At 66.4% G+C, this 26,453-nt stretch carries 27 protein-coding genes and 1 tRNA gene; 15 read left to right on the forward strand and 13 right to left on the reverse strand.

What is annotated here, in order from left to right:
- Nucleotides 1-16: 16 nt before the first annotated feature.
- The 3 genes from VFB33_11640 (at nt 17) to VFB33_11650 (ending at nt 3,060) form a co-directional block, all read left to right on the forward strand.
- Entirely contained in the window at nt 17-892 is an 876-nt protein-coding gene (locus VFB33_11640) for a zincin-like metallopeptidase domain-containing protein (protein ID HZO82336.1), read from the forward strand.
- Nucleotides 893-1,352: 460 nt separating this feature from the next.
- Entirely contained in the window at nt 1,353-1,736 is a 384-nt protein-coding gene (locus VFB33_11645; protein HZO82337.1) for a helix-turn-helix domain-containing protein, read from the forward strand.
- Between the two features lie 163 nt (nt 1,737-1,899).
- Nucleotides 1,900-3,060 (forward strand): tyrosine-type recombinase/integrase, encoded by a 1,161-nt coding sequence (locus VFB33_11650; GenBank protein HZO82338.1) that lies wholly within the window; start codon nt 1,900-1,902, stop codon nt 3,058-3,060.
- Nucleotides 3,061-3,183: 123 nt separating this feature from the next.
- Here the strand turns inward: VFB33_11650 and VFB33_11655 are convergent, their stop codons facing one another.
- From VFB33_11655 to VFB33_11665, 3 genes are all read right to left on the reverse strand, one after another.
- The gene (locus VFB33_11655; GenBank protein HZO82339.1) at nt 3,184-3,993 is read right to left on the reverse strand and encodes a hypothetical protein; all 810 of its coding nucleotides are present in this window, start codon (nt 3,991-3,993) and stop codon (nt 3,184-3,186) included.
- Between the two features lie 26 nt (nt 3,994-4,019).
- Nucleotides 4,020-4,610 carry a hypothetical protein gene (locus VFB33_11660; protein HZO82340.1) on the reverse strand — a complete coding sequence of 197 codons (591 nt, stop codon included), beginning with the start codon at nt 4,608-4,610 and terminating at the stop codon, nt 4,020-4,022.
- 191 nt (nt 4,611-4,801) lie between these two features.
- Nucleotides 4,802-4,886, reverse strand: a tRNA-Leu gene (locus tag VFB33_11665).
- 239 nt (nt 4,887-5,125) lie between these two features.
- On the opposite strand from VFB33_11665, the gene VFB33_11670 reads away from it, so the two are divergent.
- On the forward strand, nt 5,126-5,800 hold the full coding sequence (locus VFB33_11670; protein HZO82341.1) for a hypothetical protein: 675 nt from the start codon (nt 5,126-5,128) through the stop codon (nt 5,798-5,800).
- Between the two features lie 19 nt (nt 5,801-5,819).
- Here VFB33_11670 and VFB33_11675 read toward each other — a convergent pair whose 3' ends face one another.
- Complete coding sequence (locus VFB33_11675; protein HZO82342.1) at nt 5,820-6,047, reverse strand: hypothetical protein; 228 nt, start codon at nt 6,045-6,047, stop codon at nt 5,820-5,822.
- Nucleotides 6,048-6,168: 121 nt separating this feature from the next.
- On the opposite strand from VFB33_11675, the gene VFB33_11680 reads away from it, so the two are divergent.
- Entirely contained in the window at nt 6,169-8,130 is a 1,962-nt protein-coding gene (locus VFB33_11680) for an RNB domain-containing ribonuclease (protein ID HZO82343.1), read from the forward strand.
- A 36-nt stretch (nt 8,131-8,166) separates the two neighbouring features.
- Here the strand turns inward: VFB33_11680 and VFB33_11685 are convergent, their stop codons facing one another.
- Nucleotides 8,167-8,361 (reverse strand): helix-turn-helix domain-containing protein, encoded by a 195-nt coding sequence (locus VFB33_11685; GenBank protein HZO82344.1) that lies wholly within the window; start codon nt 8,359-8,361, stop codon nt 8,167-8,169.
- Nucleotides 8,362-8,752: 391 nt separating this feature from the next.
- Entirely contained in the window at nt 8,753-9,595 is an 843-nt protein-coding gene (locus VFB33_11690; GenBank protein HZO82345.1) for an LLM class F420-dependent oxidoreductase, read from the reverse strand.
- A gap of 220 nt (nt 9,596-9,815) precedes the next feature.
- Between VFB33_11690 and VFB33_11695 the strand changes: the two genes are divergently transcribed.
- Nucleotides 9,816-10,325, forward strand: coding sequence for a PH domain-containing protein (locus VFB33_11695; protein HZO82346.1), 510 nt, complete (start codon nt 9,816-9,818; stop codon nt 10,323-10,325).
- A gap of 115 nt (nt 10,326-10,440) precedes the next feature.
- On the opposite strand, the gene VFB33_11700 is transcribed toward VFB33_11695, so the two are convergent.
- From VFB33_11700 to VFB33_11710, 3 genes are all read right to left on the reverse strand, one after another.
- The gene (locus VFB33_11700; protein ID HZO82347.1) at nt 10,441-11,328 is read right to left on the reverse strand and encodes a hypothetical protein; all 888 of its coding nucleotides are present in this window, start codon (nt 11,326-11,328) and stop codon (nt 10,441-10,443) included.
- A gap of 66 nt (nt 11,329-11,394) precedes the next feature.
- Nucleotides 11,395-12,498 (reverse strand): cobalamin-independent methionine synthase II family protein, encoded by a 1,104-nt coding sequence (locus tag VFB33_11705; GenBank protein ID HZO82348.1) that lies wholly within the window; start codon nt 12,496-12,498, stop codon nt 11,395-11,397.
- A 205-nt stretch (nt 12,499-12,703) separates the two neighbouring features.
- Nucleotides 12,704-12,886, reverse strand: a complete 183-nt coding sequence (locus VFB33_11710; protein ID HZO82349.1) for a hypothetical protein — start codon at nt 12,884-12,886, stop codon at nt 12,704-12,706.
- Nucleotides 12,887-13,138: 252 nt separating this feature from the next.
- Here VFB33_11710 and VFB33_11715 point away from each other — a divergent pair, with 252 nt between their 5' ends.
- Entirely contained in the window at nt 13,139-14,362 is a 1,224-nt protein-coding gene (locus VFB33_11715) for an arginine N-succinyltransferase (protein HZO82350.1), read from the forward strand.
- Here VFB33_11715 and VFB33_11720 read toward each other — a convergent pair.
- The 3 genes from VFB33_11720 to VFB33_11730 all read right to left on the reverse strand — a co-directional run bounded on the left by VFB33_11720 (nt 14,338) and on the right by VFB33_11730 (nt 17,562).
- Complete coding sequence (locus VFB33_11720) at nt 14,338-15,729, reverse strand: M20/M25/M40 family metallo-hydrolase (protein HZO82351.1); 1,392 nt, start codon at nt 15,727-15,729, stop codon at nt 14,338-14,340. The two genes, VFB33_11715 and VFB33_11720, sit on opposite strands and share 25 nt — an antisense overlap.
- Nucleotides 15,710-16,594, reverse strand: coding sequence for a ubiquinone/menaquinone biosynthesis methyltransferase (locus VFB33_11725; GenBank protein HZO82352.1), 885 nt, complete (start codon nt 16,592-16,594; stop codon nt 15,710-15,712). The genes VFB33_11720 and VFB33_11725 overlap by 20 nt, the downstream gene beginning before the upstream one ends.
- A gap of 209 nt (nt 16,595-16,803) precedes the next feature.
- Nucleotides 16,804-17,562, reverse strand: coding sequence for a hypothetical protein (locus VFB33_11730; protein HZO82353.1), 759 nt, complete (start codon nt 17,560-17,562; stop codon nt 16,804-16,806).
- A 239-nt stretch (nt 17,563-17,801) separates the two neighbouring features.
- On the opposite strand from VFB33_11730, the gene VFB33_11735 reads away from it, so the two are divergent.
- The 5 genes from VFB33_11735 (at nt 17,802) to VFB33_11755 (ending at nt 23,573) form a co-directional block, all read left to right on the forward strand.
- Nucleotides 17,802-18,995 carry an LLM class flavin-dependent oxidoreductase gene (locus tag VFB33_11735; GenBank protein HZO82354.1) on the forward strand — a complete coding sequence of 398 codons (1,194 nt, stop codon included), beginning with the start codon at nt 17,802-17,804 and terminating at the stop codon, nt 18,993-18,995.
- A 103-nt stretch (nt 18,996-19,098) separates the two neighbouring features.
- A complete protein-coding gene (locus VFB33_11740) occupies nt 19,099-19,590 on the forward strand; it encodes a hypothetical protein (protein HZO82355.1) in 492 nt (163 codons plus the stop codon).
- Nucleotides 19,591-19,657: 67 nt separating this feature from the next.
- Nucleotides 19,658-20,626, forward strand: coding sequence for a hypothetical protein (locus VFB33_11745; protein ID HZO82356.1), 969 nt, complete (start codon nt 19,658-19,660; stop codon nt 20,624-20,626).
- A gap of 83 nt (nt 20,627-20,709) precedes the next feature.
- Nucleotides 20,710-21,987: a DUF1329 domain-containing protein gene (locus VFB33_11750; protein ID HZO82357.1), complete on the forward strand. Its 1,278-nt coding sequence runs from the start codon at nt 20,710-20,712 to the stop codon at nt 21,985-21,987.
- Nucleotides 21,988-22,103: 116 nt separating this feature from the next.
- A complete protein-coding gene (locus VFB33_11755) occupies nt 22,104-23,573 on the forward strand; it encodes an aldehyde dehydrogenase family protein (protein ID HZO82358.1) in 1,470 nt (489 codons plus the stop codon).
- A gap of 16 nt (nt 23,574-23,589) precedes the next feature.
- Here VFB33_11755 and VFB33_11760 read toward each other — a convergent pair whose 3' ends face one another.
- On the reverse strand, nt 23,590-24,405 hold the full coding sequence (locus VFB33_11760; GenBank protein ID HZO82359.1) for an IclR family transcriptional regulator C-terminal domain-containing protein: 816 nt from the start codon (nt 24,403-24,405) through the stop codon (nt 23,590-23,592).
- Nucleotides 24,406-24,491: 86 nt separating this feature from the next.
- Here VFB33_11760 and VFB33_11765 point away from each other — a divergent pair, with 86 nt between their 5' ends.
- The 3 genes from VFB33_11765 to VFB33_11775 are packed head-to-tail and all read left to right on the forward strand — an operon-like array spanning nt 24,492 to nt 26,417.
- Nucleotides 24,492-25,367 carry a CoA-transferase gene (locus VFB33_11765; GenBank protein ID HZO82360.1) on the forward strand — a complete coding sequence of 292 codons (876 nt, stop codon included), beginning with the start codon at nt 24,492-24,494 and terminating at the stop codon, nt 25,365-25,367.
- Complete coding sequence (locus tag VFB33_11770) at nt 25,360-26,142, forward strand: CoA-transferase (GenBank protein HZO82361.1); 783 nt, start codon at nt 25,360-25,362, stop codon at nt 26,140-26,142. Before VFB33_11765 ends, VFB33_11770 begins: the two co-directional genes overlap by 8 nt.
- A complete protein-coding gene (locus VFB33_11775; protein HZO82362.1) occupies nt 26,142-26,417 on the forward strand; it encodes a hypothetical protein in 276 nt (91 codons plus the stop codon). The genes VFB33_11770 and VFB33_11775 overlap by 1 nt, the downstream gene beginning before the upstream one ends.
- Nucleotides 26,418-26,453 lie beyond the last annotated feature (36 nt).

Here is a 26,453-nt window from a genome sequence, read left to right on the forward strand (position 1 = left end):
GAGGAGGCATGGGACGATGGACGTTTACGCAATCGTGACGGAGAAGGTCATCAACCTGCTGGAAAGCGGCGTGGTGCCGTGGCGCCGGCCGTGGACCTCGACGGGATTGCCGCGCAATCTGATCACCAAGAAGCCGTATCTAGGCATCAACCACTTTTTGCTTTCGGCGTCGAAATTCGTATCGCCCTTCTGGCTGACGATGCGCCAGGCAAACCAGCTTGGCGGATCAATCCGGAAAGGCGAGGAGAGCACGATTGTGACTTTCTGGAAGGTCGACGACACCGAGCAGAGCAGCGAAGAGATCGACTCAGAGGAGAGCGAGCACAAAAACAACCGGCGATTTCTGCTCAGGTACTACCGGATCTTCAATCTGGAACAATGCGAAATGCCGTCCGCGATCCTTGAGAAGCTCCCGAAGATCGAGACGCATCACCACGAACCGATTACCGCGTGTGCGGAGATCATCGGCTGCATGCCGAACGCGCCGGAAATCGTGCATGCCGGGTCGAAGGCCTTTTACAGTCCGGTTACCGATCGCGTGACGCTGCCGCCGCTGGAGCTTTTCACTTCCGCCGAGGAATATTACGCGACCGCTTTTCATGAACTGATCCACAGCGTCGGCCACGAGACGCGGCTTGCGCGCGAATCGATCCTCGAAGTCGCGCCGTTTGGCTCGCCCGTCTATTCCACAGAAGAACTGGTCGCCGAAATGGGAGCAGCATATCTTTGCGCCGAATCGGGAATCTCGCCCGGCGTCATCGAGAATCAAGCGGCGTACGTCGCCGGGTGCCTCAAGAAGCTTCGCGATGATCGCCGGCTCGTCGTTCGCGCCGCCGCGCAAGCGCAGAAAGCGGCCGACTACATTTTGGGCAGGTTCCCGATCCCTGCCTGAAGTTTTCGGCGTCGCTCGGCTGAGGACCGAGCGACGCCGCCCAGTGCTCAGACGCTAAAAATGAGCGTCGCGCAATAAATCCGAGAATTGCGCACTTAACCGCCTTGCAACCATAAATCATTTTCGCCTTGACCCGTTGCGTTTTTCTGTTCATGGACGCCGGATGGTTCTAAAATGTGCCGCACCGTACGAAGTGAGTGACGGATTGTTAGGACGGTGCGTTCGACAGTTGCGATGCATCGCGCAATCGAAAGTTTGGCTCCTCATTTCCGCTCGCCAAGCGGGCGGAGTTGTTGTTCTTTGAACCTTCAATCGGTCGCTGGCGGTCCGCGGCGCGTCCGGGAGCAAGCGGCCGGCACTCGACGATCAATCGCAACCGACCCAGGGGTGTGATATGCGGCGCACGAAGAACGTCAGTGTACCGCGCAGGTCGGGTGTGGCGGGACTATATGCAGTCCCTTTGCTGTTGGAGGTGGCGGCGGATTCCGGCGATGCCGGGATACTCGACGGGCGGACCACGCAAGTTCTGGCTGGCCCCGTAGCGCAAGGAGCGCATGGGCCAGTCGTCAAACTGCCAATTTCGACGATCGTGCCGAGGCCAGATCAGTCCTCGCGTTCGGACCGCGAAGGATCCGCTGAGAACGGTAGCGTCCCGTTCGACATCGACGACATCATGACGGTCGATGAGATCGCGGCCGTGCTGCACGTGCCACGGCGCTGGATCATTCGCCGCGCGCGGAAGTTGCCGTTCGTCAGGCAAATGTCGCGAAAAAAGTACGCGTGCTCCCGCATTCGCCTGCGCCAATGGCTCGCGAGCCGACCCGGTTCGCCGAATGGCTTTTGAGCAAAAGCCGCGGCACCGTCGGTGTCGCGGATAGGAAGGCCAGCCGGACGGCACCACCAGTTTTGTGTCGCACGCCACCACAAGGTGCGGTTGGGCAAATAGTTTGCAAGACGGATTGATCCGCAAAGCGACGCAACACTAGCCTGATCTCGGAGCTACGAGATTGGGCGAGCGGACTACGCAGAAAAAGACGCGGGGACTTGGGCTCGTTTACCAGCCCAAGTACGTCGACCCTGAGACTGGCAAGCGCAAGACGGCTGCCACCTGGTGGATTCAGTTTTACGTGCGAGGCGTTCGCTACCGCGAATCATCCCGCTCGACCAACCGCGCCGACGCCGTCCGATTGCTGAAGCATCGCCTTTCGGAAGCTGCGGCCGGCAAGCCGGTCGGCATCGAGGTCGAGCGGACGACCTTCGAGGACCTGGTCCGAATCCTGCTGGACGATTATCGAGCGAACGAACGCCGGAGTCTTCGGCGAGTGATGGGCGGCGTCAAGCACCTCCGTGAATTCTTCGGCGAGTATCGCGCGATCGATATCACGGAGGATCGAATCAACGCGTACATCGTGCATCGCAAGGAGCAGGGTGCTGCGAACGCCACGATCAATCGCGAGCTCGCGGCGCTCAAACGCGCGTTCCGGTTGGCTGGCCGAAAGGCCGGAACGCCGCCGCGATTTCAGATGCTACGAGAGAACAACACGCGGAAGGGGTTCTTCGAAGCCGAGCAATTCCACGCCGTACTGAAACACCTGCCGGATGAGCTGAAGCCGGTCTTCCAGGTGGCATACATAACCGGCTGGCGCGTGCCGTCAGAGATTTTGACGCGGCGCTGGCAGCATGTGGATTTCGAGAGTAACTGGCTCCGCCTGGAACCGGGGGAGACGAAGAACGAGGAAGGCCGGATGTTCCCGCTGATTCCGGAGCTTCGGGAGATCCTGGCGGCACAAAGGGAGCGGACGCGGCAGCTGGAACTCGCGACTGGCCGCGTCATTCCGTGGGTATTCCATCGCGATGGCAAGCCGATCAAGGACTACTATACGGCCTGGGACAAGGCCTGTCGGCTTGCGGGCTATCCCGACCGCGTGGCGCACGATTTGCGACGGACAGCCGTCCGAAATCTCGAGCGCGCTGGAGTATCCCGCTCAGCTGCGATGAAGGTGACCGGCCATAAGACCGAATCGATCTATCGCCGATACGCGATCGTCGACGAAGCCATGTTGCGCGAGAGCGCGGAGAAGCTCGCGGCCTTTCATTCCTTTCAAGGGCAACGCGCTCTCAAGATAGTTCCGCTTCGTCGCGGCACGGAAGCGCCAGAAAAACCCTAAAAGCACCTGGTACTTGCGACGATCCAAATAGATCCGAGTTAAACAAAGCCACCACTCTCGGCCCCGACCGGTAGCTGTGATCTTCGCGCTGCTCGCGTCATTGGAGGTGAGATCTCCATCCGATTAACGGACGCTGTCTAAAACCTGGCGCGACAAACTTTTGTTGATCTCCCAGAACAAGCTGGCATCGCCCGCGGAGAGTGTGACTCTATGCGACAGCTCTTTGTATGGATGCACATAGTTTCGATAGTCGCGGAGAACCACGCTTACATCACGGGCCGCCATGGAGATCCATCTAAGCTCATGGGCCACGTCGATGTAGTCTGCTAGCGTCCAGTCTTTAAGCTGTAGGGTCTTCCCACTCTTACGGTCTTTCGGCGCGGCCTTTGCTTTAATGATCGCAGACTTGTCCACTTCGCGATTCACGCGTGCTAGCAACAGAGCTTCCAGCAGTCCACCCATCATCACAGTCGCTGCCAGCGGAGCATTCGCTTTAATACATACCACACACTCTTCCCACCGGCGGGCGAGAATCTGCTGCATTTGTGCATCAGCGATTAGCGACGCGAACGGAGGAGACGAATCCGAAGTCGTACCGCCTCGCTTCGGCCTCTGAGCAACCACCTCGGATCGGAGGTTAACGAGCAATTTAACGAGCGTTTTGGCCGCAGACAAGTACAGAGACCGAGTCGAATTGCGTGCGCTCCATGACAGTATTTCGCTGTAGGCGGTATCGACCTCAGACAGGTCGGCGTCGCTGAGCCTCTGATTCGCAACTGGCTTGTGGTTGTTGAACCAGGCGAGCGCAGTCGCCTTGATTTGATCCCGCTCTCCCTTCGCGCGGACTTGCCGCGACTTATCCTTGTTCAGGAATCTGCGGAGTCGTTCAGCTTCTTCAATCGCGGAATCGAGTGCGGCAGCGGCTTCGTTCATCGTGCCGAACATTCGAGCGATGACAGTCAACGGGACTTGCGGAAGGACTTTCTGACGCTGGAACGACTCGCCCTTCTCAGCGGCTTGCGGCCAACGGTTGTGGGCTTCGTTGTCGCACCCGAGGGCAGAGTCATCGCCACCAAGTTTTCTCCGACGGCGTTTATCCTGTAGCTTCCGCGCTCCGCCTTATCCACAAGCCCTACGGCATGCGCATTGACGAGAGTCTGGGAAGGCCTGTTTAAGCGGCGGCGGCCCACTCGCCTGCAAGCTTCCTGGAGATCCTCCGCAGTTATCGAATCCTTTCGCTCGCTCTCCGCCGCCTTAAATCGGTAGTAGTAGGCAACCGCCGCTGCGAATTGATTGTCGGTAGTCGGATTCTTCTCTGATATGAACGTCCGAATGTCACGTATACCCGTCGGATGAGGTTTGTCGGTGACATCTCGCTCCTCGTCGGACCGAGGGCTTGGAGCTTCCCGTCGCTCATCTGCTGTCGGAGCCGATAGACCTATTTTCTCCATCGACCAACGAATGATGCGTCGCTGATCATCTGGCTCAAACGGCTCCAGTGCGGAAACGATAGTACGGACGGCGTCAAGATCATCTGCTTTGTCGGCCATCTTGCTTGCCCTTCTCAGCCAGCTCCTGTGCAGGGCAGATCATGCCAACCGAGTTCGCCATGAGACAGACGTTGAAAGGTTGGACAAAACAGCCAAAGTACAGCCAAAGTGACGCCGCACCTCGCCGCATCTCGCGCTTGACATCCATCGCACTCCGAGCTAAATCGCCAGATATGACGCGGTGTTTTGAATGCCGGGGGCGGGATTCGAACCCGCACGGGAGTTGTCTCCCAGGGGATTTTAAGTCCCCTGCGTCTGCCCTTTCGCCACCCCGGCCCTGTTACTTTCGTCCGCGACTCAGCCTTTCATCCTTCGATTAGCGCGAATTTCCTTCCATCCGCTCGCACAGGCGCTTGGCGCAGATGCGCGATTGTGCATGGAGCGCGAAGCCTTCCGCAAGCCGTTGCGATAGCCTTGCCCACGCCGCCAACAGCGGGCCGCCGGTTGTCCTTGATTCGCCCCAAGCAGCGGACGTTAATGAAAGGATGGAGTCTGGCGGCCGTATTGCAAGGCCGATGGGAGCCGCCGCCTCGTCCGTACGCCTTGGCGCGCTGCTCGCGCTCCTTTGCGCCGGATGCGCGTTCGGCTCGGCGCCGCTTGAGGACACGCCCAAGATTGTCGCCACCCCCCAGCCGGGGCAGCTCAGCGTCAGCACGCAGCCCGGCGCGCCGATTGGCGACGTGGTTCCGGTTTACGTCTCGGTCGCCAATGGCAGTGACGTGCCGCGCGCGATCGTGCCCAGCCAGATCTTCGCCATCGACGACTCGGGCGCGCGCGTGGCGCCGTTGCCGGCGGGCGAGGCCGCACGCCAGGCTGGCGGCGCGGGCGAGCTTAAGGGCGCGCTCCTGAGCGGAGCGGTGAGTGGAGCCGCCGAGGGCGCGTTAGGTGCTGGATTGGGCGCGATCGTTGGCTCGGCGCTGGGCGGAGCAACCGGCACTGGAGCGATCATCGGCACCGCGATCGGCGCGGGCACCGGTGCGATCGACGGCGCCTCGAGCGGGGCCAGCAATGCCAACCAGCAGGCCAATCAACAGCTCTCCGCGCTCGCGCTGCAGGGCGGCGAGGCGCGGCACAATTTCACCGTCAGCGGCTACGTCTTCTTTCCCAAGGGCGCTTACCGCGAGATCGAATTTTTGCTGGTCAACCAGGAGACCGGCGACACCGAGATCGTCCGCCGCTCGTGGAAGTGAGACCCGCGCCCGCCGCCGCTTACTTCTTCTGCGCGGCGCGGGCGGCGAGTTCGTCGAGCGCCTCGTTGACGAAGTAGCGCTGGGAGGGATCACGATCGTCGAGCTCGCGCTTGCGCCCCGCCACCCATTCGGCAAGCGCGATCACCGCGGCTTCCTCGAGGTTGGGAATTGCGAGCGCGGCGGCGACTTCGCCAAGCGCCGCCCACAGCTCGTCGGGTAATTCGATTGCAATCGCCTTGCCCGCCATCGAAGCGCCTCTTCCTCCTCCCTGATATAGTCGCGCCGCGCGCGAGCGGTCAAAGGCGCGCCCGGCGGCGCGCCGCTCCCGTATGGTCTTCGGATGCGCGCGTCGTCACAATGGATCTCGCATGAACGCTCCGGGCAAACTCGCAGGCTCGCTGGTCGAGTACCTCGACCAGGGCGGGCTGCGCCCGGCGCTCGTCGTGCGCGAGCAGGGCGAGCGGCTGGTCGTGCGTGACGCTGGCGGGCGCGAGCGCGCGGTGGCGCGCGAGCTCGTCCTGATGCGCCATCCCGCGCCGCGCGCCGCCGCCGACGCCGCCGCGCAGCTCGCGGCGCTGGAGGAAGAGAAGGGCGCGCTGCGCGCCGAGCTCGACCTCCATCTGCTGTGGGAGGTCGTCCAGGAGCAGGGGCGCGCGCTCACCGCCGAGGAGCTGGCCGAGTTGTTCTTTGGCCGGCGCTCGAGCGCGGCGGCGGCGGTGATGCTCGAAGCGCTGCTCGCCGACCGGGTCTACTTCGTGCGCCGCCATCGCGAATTCCTCGCGCGCAGCGCCGAGCAGGTCGAGCGGCTGCGCCTCCAGGAGAGCCGGATCCGGCTGCGTAGCGAGGAAGGCCGGCGCAAGCGCGACCTGATGCGCGCGGTGATCGCCGAGCGCGCCCAGCTGCCGGCGGCCGAGGGTGCCGAACTCGCCGCCGAGCTTCAGCGCTACCTGCGCAACCCGTCCACTCGCAGCCAGGAGCTGAGCGAAATGCTCGCGCAGGCGGCGCCCGAGGTCGATCCGGCCGAGACCGCCTTCGAAATCCTCGAGCGCCTGGGTGCCGCGCCCGCGCTGCCCCGCTTCGCCGCCATCGCCGCCCTGCCGTCGGAGTTCAGCGAGGCGGCGCTGGCCGAAGCCGCCGCCGCGGCGCCGCCCATCCGTCCGCCGCTGGCCACGCCCGCGACCTTCACGATCGACGACGAGGAGACGGTGGAAGTAGACGACGCGCTGAGCTGCGAGGTTGGCCCCGACGGCTCGCTCGTCGTCGGAATCCATATCGCGCTGGTGGCGGACTTCGTCGCCCGCGGCGGCGCGATGGATCGCGAGGCGGCCGCGCGCGCGACCACTGTCTATCTGCCGGAGACCACGGTCAGGATGCTGCCCGACGAAATTTCATGCCGGCGGGCCAGCCTGATCGCCGGTGAGCGGCGGGCGGTGCTCAGCACGACCGCGCGGCTCGACGCGGGCGGCGCGATTTTGACGAGCGAGATACAGCCGGCGAGCATCACGATCGGCAGGCGGCTTACCTATGCGCAAGCGGATCGGATCCTGGCCGGTGCCGAGGAGACCGACAGCGACACGGCGGCGGCACTGAGGCGCCTGTACGCGGCGGCGCTGGAGCTGCGCGAGCGGCGCAAACGAGCGGGCGCCTTACTGGTGCATCGGCGCGAGCCCAAGGTGCGGGTGCGCGGGGAAGAGATCGAAATCGAGGTCCTCGACAGCAACTCGCCCAGCCGCGTCCTGGTCGCCGAGTTCATGGTCCTGAGCAACTTTATCGCGGCGCGCTACGCCGCGGAGAGGCATGTCCCGATCATCTATCGGGTGCAGCCGGCGGCGGGAGACGCCCTGCCGCTGCGCGCGCGGCTGTCGCTCTACCCCGAGTATCACGCGGGCGCAGGGCTGGAGTGCTACGCGCAGCTCAGCTCGCCGATCCGTCGCTACGCCGATCTTGTGCTCCAGCGTCAACTCGTCGCGGCGCTGGCCGGCGGCGGCGCGCCGCCCTACAGCGGCGAGGAAATGCTAGCGGTGCTGGCGAACACGGAGAATGCGGAGGCGGAGGCGAAGGAACTGGAGCGCCGCGCCCGCCGGTACTGGACGCTGCGCTATCTGGAACGTTATGCGCTGGGCCGCGAGCTTTGCGCAACCGTCACGCGCGACGGGGTGAGCGCCGAGCTCGACGACTTTGCCGTCCGCGGCGCGCTGCATGGCGCGCCGGCGGCGCCTAGTGGAGCCAAGCTGCGCGTGCGAATTGCCCGGGTCGACCCGCTGCGCGGCTGGCTGTCGTTCGACTGCGTCGGCGTCCGACCGGGGAGCGCCGCGGCTGACCAGCGCTGAGCGCCGCGCTGCCGGCCGGCCCGGGCCGGTGCCGGTTTAGCCCTTGAAGTTGTCCTGCTGCAGCCGCCAGCGGTCGATTGATTCGATATTGAAGCGCCAGTCGCTGCCCACCTTGAAGGCCGGCAGACCACCGCGCTTGAGCTGGCGGTAGACCGTCGAGGGATGGACCTTGAGATAGTCCGACAGCTCCTTCACCGTCATCACTCGACTGCTTTCCAGTTTAACGGCCATGGTGATCCTCCCCGAAAGCTCGCTATTTACTCCTTATACTCGCGGCGCTGTGGCGCCGGTTGGGGGGAAGCCCCAGCAAGCAGCGTGCCGTAAGCCACAGAAAAGGGAGCCCTGCCTAGCTAGGTGAAAGTGGGGGCAAACTGAACGATTAAAGCGTCAACTATTTGGCGGGCGGTAGGAAAGTGTCGGTCAAGCTTTCGACGTGGCGATGCAAAAATGACCAACCGTTGTTTCAATCATGCAATACTTACCTGCCCCGCTTCCACGCCCAACTTCTGTTCGCAAGACCCGGTTTCAGCCCTCCACCGCAATTTCCCTCAGAGAGAGCCTTGGCCTGCAACGACGGGCTTTCAGGCCTCTGCGGGACGGTCGAGGGCTGACCGCGACCGTCCTAGACGTGGTTCACCAACTCGCGTTCACATTCGGTGATAAACCCCTGAATTCCCGGCCCGTCGTTCTGTCGATGCAACAGGATCAGCCGATGCACGCCGGCATCGGCGAACGCTCGCGCCTCGTCGCGGGTGACCTTGGTCCGCGGAGTCACGCTGATTTCGAGGTCTTCGAAGCGGCGGCCGGCCGCCTTGCAGGCCGCCCTCAGCCCCGCGATACATTTCTTTGTCGTGTCGAGGTCGAGCGCAAAGCCGTACCATCCTTTGGCCAGGCGCGCCGCGCGCGAGAACGCCTGCGTGGTGTGTCCGCCGAAGACGACCTCGGGATGGGGCTTCTGGACCGGGCGCGGCATCGCGTTGACTCCGCCGAAGGAGACGAAGCGGCCGCGAAATTCGGGCTTCTCCATCGTCCATAGCGCGATCATCGCGCGCAGGAATTCCTCGCTGCGCGGCCCCTTGTGGTCGAACGGCGCGCCGATCGCGTCGAATTCGGGCTTGAGGTAGCCGATACCGATACCGAAGATCAGGCGCCCGGCCGAAAGTACATCGGTGGAGGCGAGCTCCTTGGCCAGCACCACTGGGTTGCGCTGGGGCAGGATGATGGTACCGGTGCCGAGGCGGATGGTCCGGGTGTGCGCGGCGACGAACGACAAGGCCACCAACGAATCGATGAACGGCGTGTCGGCGGGCACCGGTGAGGGCGGCGCCTGCGGGTCGGGCAGCACAATATGCTCGCCGGTCCACAGGCTCTCGAAGCCGGCCGCTTCGGCGGCGCGCGCAACCTCGGCGGCGACCTGCGGGTTGGCACATGGCCCGAAGTTGATTCCGAACAGCGCGATCTTCATGGCAGGCAGAACTAACACGAAATGGCAGGCAGAACTAACACGAAGCGGCGCGAGCGGAAAAGGGCGCTGGCGCGCGGTCGATTCCCCGCCGCGCGGCGGATTGCCGATGCTGGGCGCGACTAAGCATAATTGGCGGGACTCCGGCGGCGGCACAGCGCGCTGTCGGCCGGTCGGGGGAGATGCGGCGGCGATGAGATGTCCGCAGTGCGGATTCAGCGCGATGGCCGACGCGGCATTCTGTTCGCGATGCGGCGCGCGGTTGTACGAGCCCAAGCCGGCTGACCGGCGCGAGTACGCGCTGATGCGCGTGAAGCCGTCGTGGTGGCATTTCGCCGGCGCAATCGTGTTCGCCAGCGCGTTCATCGTCGCCGGCATCGCGATCAATTTGGCGCAGGTGAGCGACTGGCGCGTCGGCGCCGTGCTGATCGCGGCCGGCATCGCGCGCCTGGCGCTCGCCGGCCTCGAACGTCAGAGCATCTCGTGGAGCCTGACTTCGGAGCGGTTGATCGAGCGCACGGGGCTGTTCTCGAGCCGCCGGCGCGAGATGGAACTCGGCGACATCCGCTCGGTCGAGATCGATCGCCGCTTCTCGCAGCGCCTGCTGGGCGTCGGCAGCGTGACGGTGGCCTCGGCGGCCAGCGCGGACTTCACGATCCGTCTCGAAGATATTGCCGATCCCGATGGCGTGGCCGAGACGCTGCGCCGCGCGCGCGTCAAACGCCTCGCCTAACCGCACAAGGCGGCGCGTCACGCTTTGGCAGAAAAGTGAAAAGTGAATTGTCCAGGAGAATGCCGCGCGGCGAGCGGAAACCCCGACCGCCCGTCACCGCGGCAGTGGTGTGCAGCTAGTTTGCGCCAAGTTGGTGGCGAGCTTCGGCGATCTCCTCGCGCAGCTTTTTGATGTAAACCTGCTGTTCCTGGATCTGGCGCTGAAGCTCGTAGGGCGGGGCTGACCAGTCAGCGGCCTCGGCGGCATGCGCTTCGGCGGGGCTGGGCGCCGCCGGCGCGGGGGCGGGATTGCACTTGTCGAGCGGGGTGTCCTGTGCGCGGCATTGCTCGAGGGTTTCGCGCTCGGCCTGGAGCTCAGCAATTTCGCGCCGCTGGGCTTGGAGCTGCGCGATAAGCCGATCGTGTTCGGCGACCGCCTCTTTGTGATGCTTGTAGGCGAGGTAGCTGCCGACCGCGGTGACCCCGGCCGCGCCGCCGATCATCGCGGTCGTCGGGCCCCCGCCCGCAAGCCCGCCCGCCAGGGCGCCGACGACTCCGCCCGCGGCCGACGCCGCCACCGTGTCGAGCGCCCCCGGCACCCTGCGCATCGCGCATTCCACCGACGTGCCCTGGCGCAACTCAACCGCCTCGCCGATCACGGTGGTCACGGTGCCGACGTCATTTTCCTTCGTGTGGAGGCCGATCACCGCGTCCACTTTGTCGGGGTACTGCTGGAGGGCGAGCGCGCGCAGGCGCTCGGCGGCTTTAGAGTTGTCGGGATCGATCGCGGCGTCGGTGAACGGCTCGTTGAACTGGATGACGCCAAGTTCGTGGTAGCAGGCGCCCGGGAGACCTTGAGCGCTCACGTAGATGAATCGCTCGGGCGAACGCGTCTGCGCGGCGCCCTGCGCGGGCGGCGCCGGCTGGGCCGCGGCCTGCGCCGGTTCAGGCGCCTGCGAGCGCGCGGCGCATCCGAGCGCCATCGCCGCCACAACGATGAGAACCAACCGTACCGCTTGTTGCATACCGACTCTGCGCAGATTCACCCCGGGGGATGAGTCAAGCATGGCGAGCCGGCTAAGAAAAGCACGCTAGCCCCATACTTCGCGGGCAAGTTCGGCGACCAGCGTGAGCTTGCGCTCCTGCATGGCGGGCTCGACCGGATTCCCTTTGACGCCCGAGGCGAAGCCGCACTGCGGCGAGAGCGCGAGCTGCTCACGCGGGAAGAAGCGCGCGGCCTCCTCGATTCGCGCGCGCAGCGCGTCGGCGGATTCGAGCACGTTGCGCTTGGTCGAAACCAGGCCGAGCACAACGCGCTTGTCGCGCGGGACCTCGCGCAGCGGCTCGAAGGAGCCGGCGCGCGCGTCGTCGTATTCGAGCAGGAATTCGTGGAAATGAGTCGCGCGGCGGAAGAGCTCGCGCGCGATCGTGTCGTAGCCGCCACGGGCGAGCCAGCGGCCGTCGTTGTTGCCGCGGCACAGATGGAGCCCGAAGGTGACGCCGGGCGCGGCGGCGGCGAGCGAGTCCACAAGCTCGACGCCCTCGGTCAGCATTCGCGCCGGCGCGATGCCGCGCTCGGCGAGCAGCATGCGGCTGATGTCGGGATCGACCAGGTTGGTCAGCTCGGGGGCGTCGATCTGGATGTACTCGCATCCCAGCCGCGCCAATTCGGCGATCTCCTCGCGGACAATCGCGGCGGCGTCGGCGAACATTTCGAACGGGTCGCGGTAGGCGGCGGTCGATTCGGTCGGCGACCAGAACATGAAGAGAATCATCGGACTCGGCAGCGTCATCTTGAGCGGACGGCGGGCGCGGGCGCGCGCGTAGACGAACTCCTCGATCGCGAGCGGGCGGCGGCGGCGCAGCTTGCCGGTCACGGCCAGCCCCAGGCTCAGGCTGACCACGCGGCCGTCGTCCTCATGCCAGGGCTGGGTGACCGCCGCGCTGCGCGAGAGGCCCACGCAGGCGTCGAGCAGCGAGCCCAGAAAACTCAGCCGGCGCTGCTCGCCGTCGTTGATAACGTCGAGGCCGGCGGCCTCCTGGAGCGCGAGCGCTTCGTCCACCGCGCGGTCCTCGACGCGCTTGTACTGGGCGGCGGAAGTCTCGCCATTGCGTAGCGCGCGGCGCGCCTCGCGCAGATAGGCCGGGCGCAGCAGTGAGCCGATGGGCTGGGAGCGATAGATGCGTGGACTCATGGGCGATTCCTCCACGGCGCGGACGCGATGCGCCGCTGGGTCCGCGCCGGCTTTCCGGCTTATAGAACGGATCGGCCGTGCGCACCAGCGCACGGCAGGCGGATGCGCCACAGGCTCGCATCGAAAAGGGGGCAATCGAGCGCAAAAAAAAAGCGGCCCGCAGGGGCCGCCGGTCGCAATCCTGAATCCGGGCGGGGCGCAGCCGTCAGTGCTTGGTCTCGATCCGTTTGCCGTAGGTCACTTCACCCTTGTCCACACGCAGGCTGAAGCCGCATTCGGGGTTGGTGCATACCCAGGCTTTAAAAATTACCGAAGCGCCTTCCTGGCCGTAGTCTGAAAGTGGGATCAGAGTGCCATTGTTGCACTTCTGGCACTTCGGCAAGTCCATCACACCACACCTCCTGGCCGGCCAGCTCCCGGCCCATCCTCAAGCTATCCGACACAGGGTTCTAATTCAACTTCGCATACGCGGACCGTAGTCGGAGGCGGTTCTGGCGCGTGCGATGATGCGCTTGCAAGTCGCCGCGAGCCTCCCCGCCGACCCGGTGAGCGAACTGAGCTGGGCAGGGGCCGGGCAGCGCGGCGACGGTTTTGGTGGGCGAACCGCGTGGACGCGGCGCGGGCGTGGTAAAATTGTGCTATGGAGCCGCACGCGCCCGCCTTTATCATCCGCGAGGCCCGTCCCGCCGACCGTCGCCGCCTGCTGCGACTGGCGCGCGAGCTCGACTCGATCAATCTGCCGACCGACTCGGCCGAGCTGGCCGAGATGCTCGAGCGCTCGGCGCGCTCGTTTCGCGGCCGAATCGCCAATCGCGCGCGCGCCGTCTACATCTTCTGCGCCGAGGAACGCGCCACGCGCACGATCGCCGGCGCCTCGATGATCATCGCCAAACACGGTACGCCGCAGAGTCCGCACTACTATCTGGAGATCGATAGCGACGAGCGCTACTCGGCGCGCCTGCGCAAGATGTTCCGCCATACCTACCTGCGGCTGCGCCATTCGATGGACGGGCCGACCGAGCTGGGCGGGCTGATCGTGACGCGCGCGATGCGCCATCGGCCGGAGCGGATCGGCAAGCAGCTCTCGTGGGTGCGCTTCCTCTACATCGCGCGCCACCCGCGGCGCTTCGAGTCGCGGGTGCTGGCCGAGATGATGCCGCCGTCGCTGGGCGACCACGGCAACGTGTTCTGGGATCACTGGGGCCGACGGGTGACCGGGCTCTCGTTTCGCGAGGCCGACCGGTTATCGATTCACGACAAGGAGTTCATCCGCGCGCTGTTTCCCGACTCGCCGCTGTACACTTTCCTGCTGCCCGAGGAGGTGCGCGCGGCGATTGGCGCGGTCGGTCCCGAGACCCGCGGCGCGGTGCGCCTGCTCGAGCAGGCCGGGATGAAGTTCCTCAACCACATCGACCCGTTCGACGGCGGCCCGTACTACGGCGCGCCGACCGCGGAGCTGCTGCCGGTGCGCGAGCGCCGCGTCGTCAGGCTGCGCGTGGGTGAACCGGATCCGGCCCGGGCGCGTCTGTACCTGATCGCCCACGACGACGCGCGCCGCGGCTTCCGCGCGGTTCAGGCTATTGCCGCTCCGACCGCGGGCGAGGCGCTTGTGGTGCCGCGCGGCGTGATCGAGGCGTTGGCGCTCAAGGACGATGCGAGCGCCGACGCGGTGGCGCTTCCGGGCACGCCCGCCGGGGTTCGCGCGCCAGCCGATACCGATGAGCCCCCCGGGGGCGGCCACTTGCGCGCCGATGGCCGGCTGGAAGCGGCGAAAGCTGACGGCGAGTCCGGGACCGCCGCGAGCGCGACGGCCGAGGTTCCGCAGTCAGACGGCCACGCTCACATCGCGAGCAGCGCGCGGTAGAAGCGCACCGCGGCGTCGACCTCCGAGAGGAAATTGTATTCGTTGGGGGCGTGGATGACGCCGGTTGACGGCCCCGGCCCGATTACGACCGGCTCGAGTCCCGCGGCCGCGTAGATTCCCGCCTCCGTGCATCCCGACTTGACGCCCGCACGCAGCGGCAGCCCGGCAGTCGCCAGCGCGCCCATCGCAAGCTCGACCGTCTCGCTCGCGGCCGGCGCGCGGAAGCCCGGGTTGGCGCGCTTTTCGATAAGCTCGACCCGCAAGTCCGGATTGGCGCGCGCAAGCTCATCGACGAGCCACCCGAGGCCTTGGCGCACCGCGTCGAGGGTGAGCCCCGGCGGCGGACGGAGCTCGAATTCCAGCCGCAGCGCGCCGCGCTCAGAGCGAATCATCCCGGGATTGCTCGTCAGCGTCGGCGGCGCGTAGTCGGGCTCGACGCTGCCGGCGCGGTCGGCGAACGCGCCGAGCGCGGCGACGAAGTCCGCGATCGCCGCGAGCGCTTTGGTCGGGATGAACTCCGTGGCGGTTGAGGATTCGATCTCCGCCGCCTGCGTGGCGCTGGCCCCGGCCGCGGAAAGCTCGTCTTGCGCGGCGAGGGTGAGCTCGCATCGCGCGGGCACCACGTTGACCGCGCTGCCGCCGAAAATCGCGGCCACCCGGCGCCCGGGGCTGGCGGTGATCGACTTGAGCGCCGCCACGATCGCGTTGACACCCAGCGCCGGCGTGCTCGAATGCGCCGCCTTGCCCTCGACGACGATCCGGCGCAGGCGCGCCGGGGTTTCGCTTCGCGCGGGCGTAAAGCGCAGCTCCAGCTCGAACGCCATCAGGCCTTTGTGCGCGGTGATGACCTCCAGCCGCGAAGGCTCGCCGACGAAGGCGAGCGCGCCCGAAGGCAGAATCCCTGCCGTCGCCAGTTCCTTGGCGCCGACGAGGCCGTGCTCCTCGCCGAAGCTGCCGATCAGACAAACCTCGCGCCGCGGCTTGCCGGCGGCCTTAAGCGCGAAGACCTTGGCGGCGAAATCGAGCTTGGTATCGGCGGCGCCGAGGCCGTAGATGCGGTCGCCGTCGATATGCGCGCGAAAGGGATCGCCGGCGCAGGCAGTCCAAAGCTCCGGCGTGCCCGGCGGCACCGTGTCGAGATGGGTGTTGAGCAGGAGCGGGCGCAGCGAGGGATCGCGCCCGCGAACGATGGCTATCAAATTGACTTGCTCGGGCCCCTCATGTTCCGACGCGACGAGCCGCGCCGTGATACCCGCGGGCGCAAGCAGCTCGGCCGCGCACAGCTCGGCGATGCGGCGCGTGCCCTCGGTGGTCACGCTGCGGCACTCGATCAGGCGCCGGCACCACTCAAGCAGCGCCGCGTCCATCGTTGAGCGCCGGTTGCGCGGCGGCGGGCTTCGCCGCGTAATGAATCGCCACCGTGCCGAAGCCGATCCGCCGGTAGCCGACGTCACCGAGTCCGGCGTCGCGCATGATTGCGGCGAGACTATCGGCGTCGGGATGCGGGCGCAGCGACTGGCCGAGGTAGCGGTAGGCGAAGTAGTGGCCGCTGACGATGCCGCCGAGCAACGGCACCAGGCGCGCGATATAGAAGCGGAGCAGGGCGCGCAACGGGCCGCGCGGGGGCGTCAGGTCGAGACAGGCGAGCCGGCCGCGCGGTTTGAGCACACGGTTGAGCTCGCGGAAGGTGGCCGCGAGGTCGGTTACGTTGCGGAGCATGAAGCCGTTGACGACACAATCGAAAGTGTCGTCGTGAAAGGGCAGGCGGGTGGCGTCGCCGGCGACGAAGGCCGCGCGCGTGCCGGCGGCAGGGCGGGCCTTTGTCACGGCCGCGCCGAGCATGTCGGCGCAGAAGTCCGCGCCGACCACGTGGCGCGCGCCCTGGCGCAGCAGTTCGAGCGCGAGGTCGCCGGTGCCGGTGGCGACATCAAGGGCCAACGCTCCCTGCGGCGCGACCATCGTGACCGCCGCCCGGCGCCATCGCTGGTCCATCCCCAGCGTCATCAGACGATTGACGAGGTCGTAGCGCGGCACGATCCGCGCGAACATCGCGCGTACGAAGGCGGCCTTGCCGGGGCCGCCGGCGGCGGCCGCGGCGGCGGCCGCCGCGCTAGTGGCCGGCGCGGCCGGCGCGCCGGCGCGCGGACGGTGGTCGGCGGGATGCGGTGAAGCGGGGGGAGTTTGCACGTGCGCCGGAAGCGGGGTGGTGCGCGCGGCGCGCAGGCGCTGCACGCGCCACCCCGCGGCCTCCTGCCTTCGAAGGTAGGCAATCGCGCCGGCCGGCTCAACCGCGTCTCGCCGGCAGCCCGGCGCCGGACGAGGTCGTGGGCGTGCGAGCGCGGGCGCGCGGCCGTTTGCCGCGTGCCCGCGCCGGACCCTCGGGATAGCGGTGGGCGGGGTGGCGCGCGCCTGGGGCGTGCCGCTCCGCTCGCCGGCGTCGCTCAAGCCGTCAGCACCAGCTCGCGGCGCGCCGCGCAGCCGTCGATTTCCAGCTCCAGCCCAACCACCGGCGGCCGCGCATAATGCCATCGCAGGCCGCGCCGGCTGGCGCCGCCCAGCGCGGGCAGCAACGTCTGCGCCAGCAGCGGATACGCGTCGCGTACCGTATAGAGGTTGACCGTCGTGGCGTCGTCCCAATGGCGGTCGATCTCGTTGAGTGCGGACGCGAGAACCTCGAGGACGCATGCGGTCTTGCGCCGCATCCCGTCCGCCGAGACGTCGCCCGCCGCGACGATCTCGCGCTTGCCGCCCTGGCGCGAGGCGATCTCAGGCACTCCCGCGAGCACGAAGCCGGGCCTACCGGCGCCAACCGCGGGGGCCGTGTAGTAGAAGCCATAGATCGAGGGCTCCGCCACCGGATTTACTTCGAGCGCGACGTTGGTGCGCGCGACCGGGTTGGCGGCGTCCACATGCACGCCCCATGCGCTCAGCCGTTCGATGTAGCCGCGGTTGAATTCGTCGAAGCCAGCGGGAGTCAGCGGCGCAGGAATTCGCAGCTCGATTCCGCATACCGCGTTGAACGGCCGGCGCGCGTCGCGCAGATGGCGTTCCATCGCGGCGAAGCCGTCGGCCATGCGCGCCAGCGGCGCGAAGGTGGCGTGGATGAGGTCGAAGCCGGCGGCGGCGACCGCCGCCGCCGAGAACGGCGGGCCGTAGCCGCGCACGAAGCTGAAATTGCCTTTTGGGTTTTCGAGCAGCATGGGTCTCGCTCCTTTCGCGCGCGCCATTATTGCGCGCGCGAGCCGGAGAGGCGAAGCCGCGGTGCGCCCTGCGCCGCGCAAGCGCGCGGTGGAGGCGGCGAGGCGGTGGGGTTGGATGGCTTATGCGGCGGGGCTATGGGTCAGGCAAAGATCAGATTTGACAATCGCGCGCCATGCATGGTAGCCGTGCATCGTTCACATAATGCACAGTTGTTCGCGATGCGAACTTCGATGATCCGATGAAGATCGGCGGCTTCTACGAACATCAGCTTCCGCGCCCGTGGACGCGCGAGTCCGAGCATCGCCTGTTCAAGGACGCCCTCGAGCAGGTCGAGCTCGCCGACCGCCTCGGCTTCGATTACGTGTGGGCGACCGAGCATCACTTTCTCGAGGAGTACGCGCACTCTTCGGCGCCCGAGGTGTTTCTTGCCGCCTGCAGCCAGCGCACGCGCAATATCCGGCTCGGCCACGGCATCGTGCAGCTCCCGCCGCTCATCAACCACCCCGCGCGCGTGGCCGAACGGATCGCGACGCTCGATCTCGTGAGCGACGGGCGATGCGAGTTCGGCACCGGCGAGGGCGCCACCGACTGCGAGTTGGGCGGCTTCGGCATCGCGCAGGAAGAAAAGCGCGCGATGTGGCTGGAGGGGCTGCGGGTGGTAAGCCGGATGTTGGTCGAGGAACCGTTTGCGGGCCACCAGGGCAAATACCTGAGCGCGCCGGTGCGCAATGTCGTGCCCAAGCCGCTCCAGCGCCCGCATCCGCCGCTGTGGCTGGCGTGCTCGCGGCGCGAGACGATCCTGCTGGCGGCGCGGCTGGGCCTGGGCGCGCTGACCTTCTCGTTCGTCTCGCCGGTCGAGGCGCGCCAGTGGGTCAACGACTACTACACGACGCTGGAGAGAGAATGTGAGCCGGCGGGTTACGCGGTAAACCCGCAGATAGCGATTACCTGTCCATTTCTGTGCGATCGCGACGAGCAGCGGGTGCGCGAGATCGCCTCGGACAACCACGGCTTCTTTCTTTACGGGCTCGGCCACTACGCGTTTTTCGGCCGCCACGAGCCCGGCAAGACCAACTTGTGGGAGAGCTACCGGACCAAGCCCGAGAATTTCGCGCTGCCCGAGGGCAAGATCCAGGATTGCATCGGCACGCCCGACCTTATCCGCCAGCGACTGCGCGAGTTCGAGCAGGCGGGCGTCGACCAGGTCATTTTCCTTTCGCAGGCCGGGCGTATCCCGCACGACATGCTTTGTTCCTCGATGGAGCTGTTTGCAAAGGAAGTGCTGCCCGAGTTCAAGGAGCGCGACCTGTCGCGCGCGCGCCTCGAGGCCGAGCGGCGCGCGCGCCTCGCGGAGGCGGCGATGGCGCGTAAGCCGCCGGTCGTCGTGCCGGACTGGGGTCCGACGGTGATTCGCGCGGCCGGCCATCACTGAGCAGGGCCGCGCGGGCCCGCCGGATGTGATGATCAACGGGCGCGCGCCAGGCGTCGGCGAGACCACGGCGGGCGAAAACAGCAAGCTGGAGGATCGGCCAACCATGCGGCGAAAAACGCAATTCGGCTCGCTCGAACACTACGAGAAGGGCGGTGTCCAGGCGATCAACGACGATCCCCGCAACTACGTCTTTTCGAACATCTTCGAGGTGGCCGCGCACTCCGAGCCCTACGAGAAGGTCGCGGTCGCGCGCAACCTCAAATACGTCCTGGAGGCCGTGCGCGCCGAAGGGACGTCGCCGTGGTACACAGCGTCGCACGACGAATCGGCGCTGGTGATGGACGGCGAGGTCGAGATCCGACTAATCAAGCTCGACACCCCGGCGGTCGCGGAAGGGCACGAGGGGACGACGACGCTCGAAGGGACGCCCCAGGGACGCCGGATGGGACACGTCGTGGCGCGCCGCGGACACATGGCGCTCCTGCCCAAGGGCGCGGCGTACCAATTCCACGCGGCGCGGCCGGGCGTGATTCTGCTCCAGACCATCCAGGGCGATCTGACACTCGAGCGGTGGAAGGATATTTGCCAGAAGTGAGGCGGAGCAAGGGCACAAATTGATAATCGGCCAACTAGTCAGTTGCCAATCGGCGGAGGATTGAGCAATGGCTGAGATGCAACAGGCGGTCAACGATTTCGGCTATCGCAGTTTCAATCTGGGCGGTTTCAGGTTCGAGCGCGACGAGTATTTCGCGCATGTCACGTGGCCCGGCGGCAGCCATGCGATGCCGGTGGATGGGTTCCTGCGCGCGTTGATCCGCGATCTCGCCTGGAGCTTCTTTTACGGGACCGTCAATTTCGACCAGGTCTTCGGCACCACCAATCACTACGGCAGCGTCGATGTGTTTGCCGGGCTGTATAATCCGGGCTACCGCAAAAGTAACAAGCATCACGTCGAGAACTTCAACAGCGACCAGGCCAAAGCGGTCTTCGAGGCGATGCTCGACGACTGGACCAACGAGGGCTTCGATCCCTTCGCCGCCCCCGAGGAAACCGGCAGCGCGTTCGGTCCCAAGCGCGGCAGCAACCGCACTGCGATCTCGCGCAAACGCCTGACCGCGAAGCGGATGGTGGGGATGAAGGATGACATCCCGCTGCGGACCGACCAGAACGGCTTCCCCCCCAACCGCCAACTCGGCGATGTACCGCAGGACCAGCCGGAGATCCATGCCGAGCCCGGCTTCGAAAGCGAAGTCCACGCCTTCAATTTCTTCGGCTACGTCTCGCGCTCGGACGTGACGTGGAACCCGTCGGTGTGCTCGGCGGTCCAGGACAGCCTGATCTGCGCGACCACCGAGGAGTACATGCTGCCGGTGATCCACGGCAACGACCGGGTGGAGTGGTTCGTCCAGCTGAGCGACGAAATCCACTGGGACGTGACCGACCGCGACAGCGGCGAGCCGCGCGCGCGGGTGGTGATGAAAGCGGGCGACGTCGCCGCAATGCCGGCGGACATCCGCCACCAGGGCTACTCGCCCAAACGCTCGATCCTGCTGGTATGGGAAAACAACAATCCCGAGTTGCCCGAACTGTACGCAAAGAAAAAGCTGAAGCCGAATCCGGTGGATTTCTAGCCAGGATGCCCGGTGGTGCGTGAGCACAAGGACTCGCCCGACAGGGAGGAAGGCCAATGTCAACTCAGCGTGGAACGGCTCTCGTGGCACTGGTTCTGCTGCTGATGGCGGCCGCGCCGCCGGCGACCGACGCCGCCGATCCGCAGAGTCCGGTCCCGCCCGGAACCGTGATCAACATGTCCAACTGGCGGCAGTACACACAATATATGACGAACGGGATGCAGGCGCTGTTCGCGGGCACCTATCACTGGAAGTTTCCGAGCGACTTCGAGATAGTGATCGAGCCGACCAAGACCTACCCACTGGGTTCCAAGCAGTATATCGAGAATACCGAGAAGTACGCGAGTCAGGTGCGAATAGTCAATTTGCCCAACGGTGGCCATACCCTCGAAAACTACACCGCGGGCTGTCCTTTCCCGAATCCGCAGGAGCCGCAGAAGGGATGGAAGGTCCTGGTCAATGACTGGTTTGCCTATCAGCCGTACGAGCTGTGCGGACCGAGTATCGCACAGTGGTTTCAGGACCGCTTCGCCAACGTCAGCAACAACACCATCATCTTCGCCGAGCGCAGAATGGCGCACATCTCGGATCCCGGTCAGCCGATCTATGAGAATCGCGCGCCGAATGCCGACTTCATCCAATACGCGGAGGAGATAACGCCGGAGCAGGCCAAGTACACCGCGATTTTGTCGATCTGGCCCCGCGATTTGAGACAGAATATAGACACCTATCTGTTCGTCCCCGCGCTGCGCCGCACTCTGCGTCTGTCGACCAGCGCGCGTTGCAGCCCGGCCTTCGGCTCCGACTTTACCTATGACGATACGCGCCACGGCGCCTTCAACGGCAACATCACCCAGTTCGACGCCAAGTTCATCCGCGATCAGAAGATCCTGGAATCGGTCGAGTACAACGCCTTCGACGCGCAGGTTCCGACCAACACAAACAACTTCTATCAGGGCATCTGGTTCTCCAAACCGTCACTGGCCAAGTGGCAGGTGCGCAACAGCTACATGATCGACGTGCGCCGGATCCCGGGCCTCGCCGCCGGCTATTGCTACGGCAGCCGCATCCTGTACGTGGACAAGGACGTGATGCAAGCGATGTGGGCCGACCTGTACGATGCAAACATGAAGCTGTGGAAGATCGATTATGACCCGCAGGCAATTATTGATGTGCCCAACGTCGGCAGGATCTGGACCAATTACGGATGGGGCGACATCTTCGACGTGCAGAACGAGCACATGACGTTCGTCACCCTGCCGATGTACGCCAATGAACAGTGCCAGAACGTCAACGGCGCCGACATGACGAACATCAACCGGTACTTCAGTGTAAACGGCCTCTCGCAAATCATGCGCTAGGCCGGGGACGTGAGTGCGGCGGCGGCCAGACCGCCGCTGAGGAGCGGGCAATCGCGGTGCCGCCGGGCGCGTCACGCGCCCGGCGGCATCCGCCTTTCCAAGTTGCGGAGCGCACGATGCAGTTGCAGACCAGGTTGTTCATCGGGGGCGAGTTCGTTGACGCCGAAGCCGGCGGCACCATCGACGTGCTCAACCCGCATGACAACTCCAAAATCACCGCCGTGGCCGAGGCGCGCGAGGCCGATATCGACAAGGCGGTCACCGCGGCGACCGGGGCGTTTCCCGCGTGGCGCGACACCGCGGCGGCCGATCGCGGGCGGTTGTTGCTCAGGCTCGCGGACGCCATCGAGGCCCGCGCCGACGAGCTCGCGCACATCGAATCGATCGATACCGGCCATCCGATCCGCGACACGCGCGGACTCGACGTGCCGCGCACCGCGGCGACCTTCCGCTACTTCGGCGGGATGGCGGACAAGCTCCAGGGCCGCCTGGTGCCGGTGGAGAGCGGCTTTCTCAATTACGTCGAGCGCGAGCCGCTCGGCGTGGTCGGCCAGGTCGTGCCATGGAACTTTCCGATCATGTTCACCAGTTGGAAGATGGGGCCGGCGCTGGCGGCGGGCAACTGCGTGGTAATGAAGCCGGCCGAGCTGACGCCGCTGAGCTCGCTCAAGATCGCCGAGCTGATGCGCGAGGTCGGGTTTCCGCCGGGCGTGGCCAACGTCCTGCCCGGCTACGGCAACGTCGCCGGCCAGTATCTCGCCGAACATCCGGGAGTGCAGAAGATCGCGTTTACCGGCTCAACCGCGACCGGGCGCAGGATCGTGCAGGCGTCGTCGGGCAACCTCAAGCGCGTGCAGCTCGAACTCGGCGGCAAGGGCGCCAATATCGTGTTCGACGACGCCGATTTGGACGCCGCGCTCAACGGCAGCGCGTTCGCGATTTTTCACAACCAGGGCCAGGCCTGCATCGCAGGCTCGCGGCTGCTCGTGCACGAGCGCATCGCCGACGAGTTCCTCGAGCGCTTCCTCAAGCTGGCGGCCTCGATCCGGCTCGGCAATCCGCTCGATCCGAAGACCGAGATGGGACCGCTGACCTCGACGATGCATCGCGACCGCGTGCTCGGCTATTGCAAGGTTGCGCGCGAGGAGGGCGGCGAATTCCTGCTCGGCGGCAAGCCGCCCGCCGATCCCGAGCTCGCGCGCGGCTGCTACGTGCTGCCGACCGTGGTGCGCGCGCGCCCGCGCGATCGCGTCTGCCAGGAGGAAGTCTTCGGCCCGTTCGTCACGGTGACGACCTTCAGGGACGAAGACGAGGTGATGGCGATTGCCAACGGCACGGTTTACGGACTGGGCGGCGGGCTGTGGACGCGCGACCTCGCCCGCGCGCATCGCGTGGCCCGTAGGATGGTCAGCGGCATGGTGTGGATCAACTGCTACAAGCGGGCCAACCCGGGATCGCCCTTCGGCGGCGTGCGCAGTTCGGGCTACGGGCGCGACCTCGGGATCGAGTCGATCGAGGAGTACACCACGCCCAAGTCGGTGTGGGTCAACGTGGAGGCGAAGATTCCGCCCTATTATCCGCGCTGAGCGGCGCGGCCGGGGGCTAGTGGCGGCGCATCGCAAGCGTCGCGGAGACGTTGTGCACGGCTTCGAGCAGCACCGGAACAAACTCGCGCTTCATCTGCGCGACCGTCACGCGCGCGGCATGCCCGCTGGCGTTCATCGCTGCGATCACGCGTCCGCCGCCGTCGCGGATCGGCGCCGCCACCGAGCGCACGCCCAACTCCAGCTCCTGGTCGACCAGCGCCCAGCCGCGCTGTGCGACCTCCTTGAGGATTGCGCGCAGCTCGCGCGGGTCGGTCACCGTGCGCTCGGTCAGCCGCTCGAGCCTGGCAGTCGCGAAAAAGCGGTCGAGCTGTGCCGCCGGCAGATGCGCCAGCAGCACCCGGCCCATCGAGGTCGCAAACGCCGGCAGATGGGTGCCCACGCCGAGAGTGACGGTCATGATGCGCTCGGTCGGCACGCGCGCGACATAGACGATATCGGTGTCCTCGAGCACCGAGACCGAGCACGACTCGTGCAGCCTGGCGGTGACCTTCTCCATGTGCGGCTGGGCGACTTCCCACAGCGGCGTCGAGGCCAGGTAGGCGTAACCCAAATCGAGCACGCGCGCCGTGAGCGCGAAGTGCTTGCCGTCGAAGCTGGCGTATCCGAGCTCGGTGAGCGTGTGCAGAAAGCGGCGCGCGGTGGCGCGCGAAAGGCTCGCGCGTGCGGCGACCTCGCTCAGCGTCTGGCGCTGCGCCTCGCGCCCGAAGGTCCGAATCACGGCGAGCCCGCGAGCCAGCGATTGTACGAGAATCGCGTCGGGATTAGGGTTTGACATCTCGGCGAAGCCCGCGCTAATTGGGGCCAAGTTCACATTATGCACTTTTGTGCGTATAGCGAACAAGAACCGCGGCGAGCGATCGCCGGCCTCAAGCTCCCCGCCATGAGCGGCGTTTGACGATGGCCCTGATTACCAGCCTCAGCGAAGCGGTCCGCGAGTTCGTCCGCGACGGCGACACCGTCGCGCTGGAGGGCTTCACCCATCTCATCCCCAGCGCCGCCGGCCACGAGCTCATCCGGCAGGGGCGGCGCGATCTCACCCTGGTGCGGATGACGCCCGACCTGATCTACGACCAGCTCATCGGGATGGGCTGCGCGCGCAAGCTGGTGTTTTCGTGGGGCGGCAACCCGGGTGTCGGCTCGCTCCATCGCCTTCGCGACGCGGTCGAGCGCGGATGGCCGCGGCCGCTGGAGCTCGAAGAGCACAGCCACGCCGGGATGGCGGCGGCCTACGGCGCCGGCGCCGCCAATCTGCCCTTCGGCGTGCTGCGCGGCTACCTTGGCTCGGATCTGCCGAAGCACAACCCGCGCGTGAAATTCATCGACTGTCCGTTCACGGGCGAGCGGCTGGCGGCGGTGCCTGCGATCCGCCCCGACGTGACCGTGATCCACGCGCAGCAGGCCGATCGCAAGGGCAATGTTCTTATCCGCGGCATCGTCGGCGCGCAGAAGGAGGCGGTGCTCGCTGCGCGCCGTTCGATCGTGACGGTGGAGGAGATCGTCGCGGAACTGGCGGCGCCGCCCAACGCGGTAGTGCTGCCCGGATGGGTGGTCGGCGCCGTGTGCGTGGTGCGTGGGGGCGCCTTTCCCTCGTACGCGCTGGGTTACTATCCGCGCGACAACTCGTTTTACCAGCAGTGGGACGAAATCGCGCGCGAGCGCGAAACCTTCCGCGCCTGGATTGAGCGGCACGTGCTCGCGACCGCCGACTTCGCGGAGTTCCGCCGAAGCCTCGCCGCGCAGGCGGCGAGCGGCGGCAGGATCGCCAATGCCTGAAGCGCCCTACAGCGCCGACGAGATGATGACGGTCGCGGCGGCGCGCATGCTGCGCAACGGCGCCGTCTGCTTCGTCGGCATCGGCCTGCCCAGCGCGGCCGCCAACCTTGCCCGGCTCACCCACGCCCCCGACGTCGTGCTGGTTTACGAATCGGGCACAATCGGCGCCAAGCCCACGGTGCTGCCGCTCTCGATCGGCGACGGCGAGTTAGCGGAAACCGCCGACACGGTCGTCTCGATCGCCGAGATTTTCGCCTTCTGGCTCCAAGGCGGACGGATCGATGTCGGCTTCCTTGGCGCGGCCCAGATCGACCGCTTCGCCAATATCAACACCACCGTGATCGGCGACTACCGCCGGCCGACGGTGCGCCTGCCCGGTGCGGGGGGGGCCGCCGAAATCGCGTCGTCCGCGCACGAGGTGTTGATCATGCTGCGCCAGAGCAGGCGCGCCTTCGTCGAGAAGCTGGACTTCGTCACCTCGGCCGGCTACCTCGACGGCGGCCAAAGCCGCGAGCGCCTGGGGATGCCGGGGCGCGGCCCGACCGCGGTCATCACTGACCTCGGAATTCTGACGCCCGATCCGGAGACCCGGGAACTGACGCTCACGAGTCTTCATCCGGGAGTCAGCGCAGAGCAGGCGATCGCGGCGACCGGATGGCCGCTCAGGATCGGCGCGCAGCTTGCGCGCACCGAACCGCCCGCCGCGGCCGAGCTGGCCGCGCTGCGCGAACTCAACGAACGCACGCGGCGCGCCCACGCCGGAGGCGTCGCGTGATGCCGCGTTCTTGCCACGGGACGCCGCCCGCCCGGGTCGGATTCGGCGCGGGCAACCTCAAATCGCGGCCTGCGGAGAGCGAGCGGCTGGGCGCGAGGCGCGCGCTCGTTGAGTCCTACGCCGTGCTGCGGGAGAGCGGGATCAAGGAGGAATGGCTCGATCGCGCGGCCGCCCCGGGCGTGCAAAATGCCTGCTACAACCCACGGCCGGTGACCCGCGATGGCGTGCGCGCGCTGCTCGACGACGCCTTTGCGGGCCGCCCGCCGCGAAGCTGAGAGCAAACCGCGGCGGCGCCGCTGCGCGCGCGGCGT

Source organism: Candidatus Binataceae bacterium (assembly GCA_035650475.1).
Taxonomy (GTDB): Bacteria; Desulfobacterota; Binatia; order Binatales; family Binataceae; genus JAKAVN01.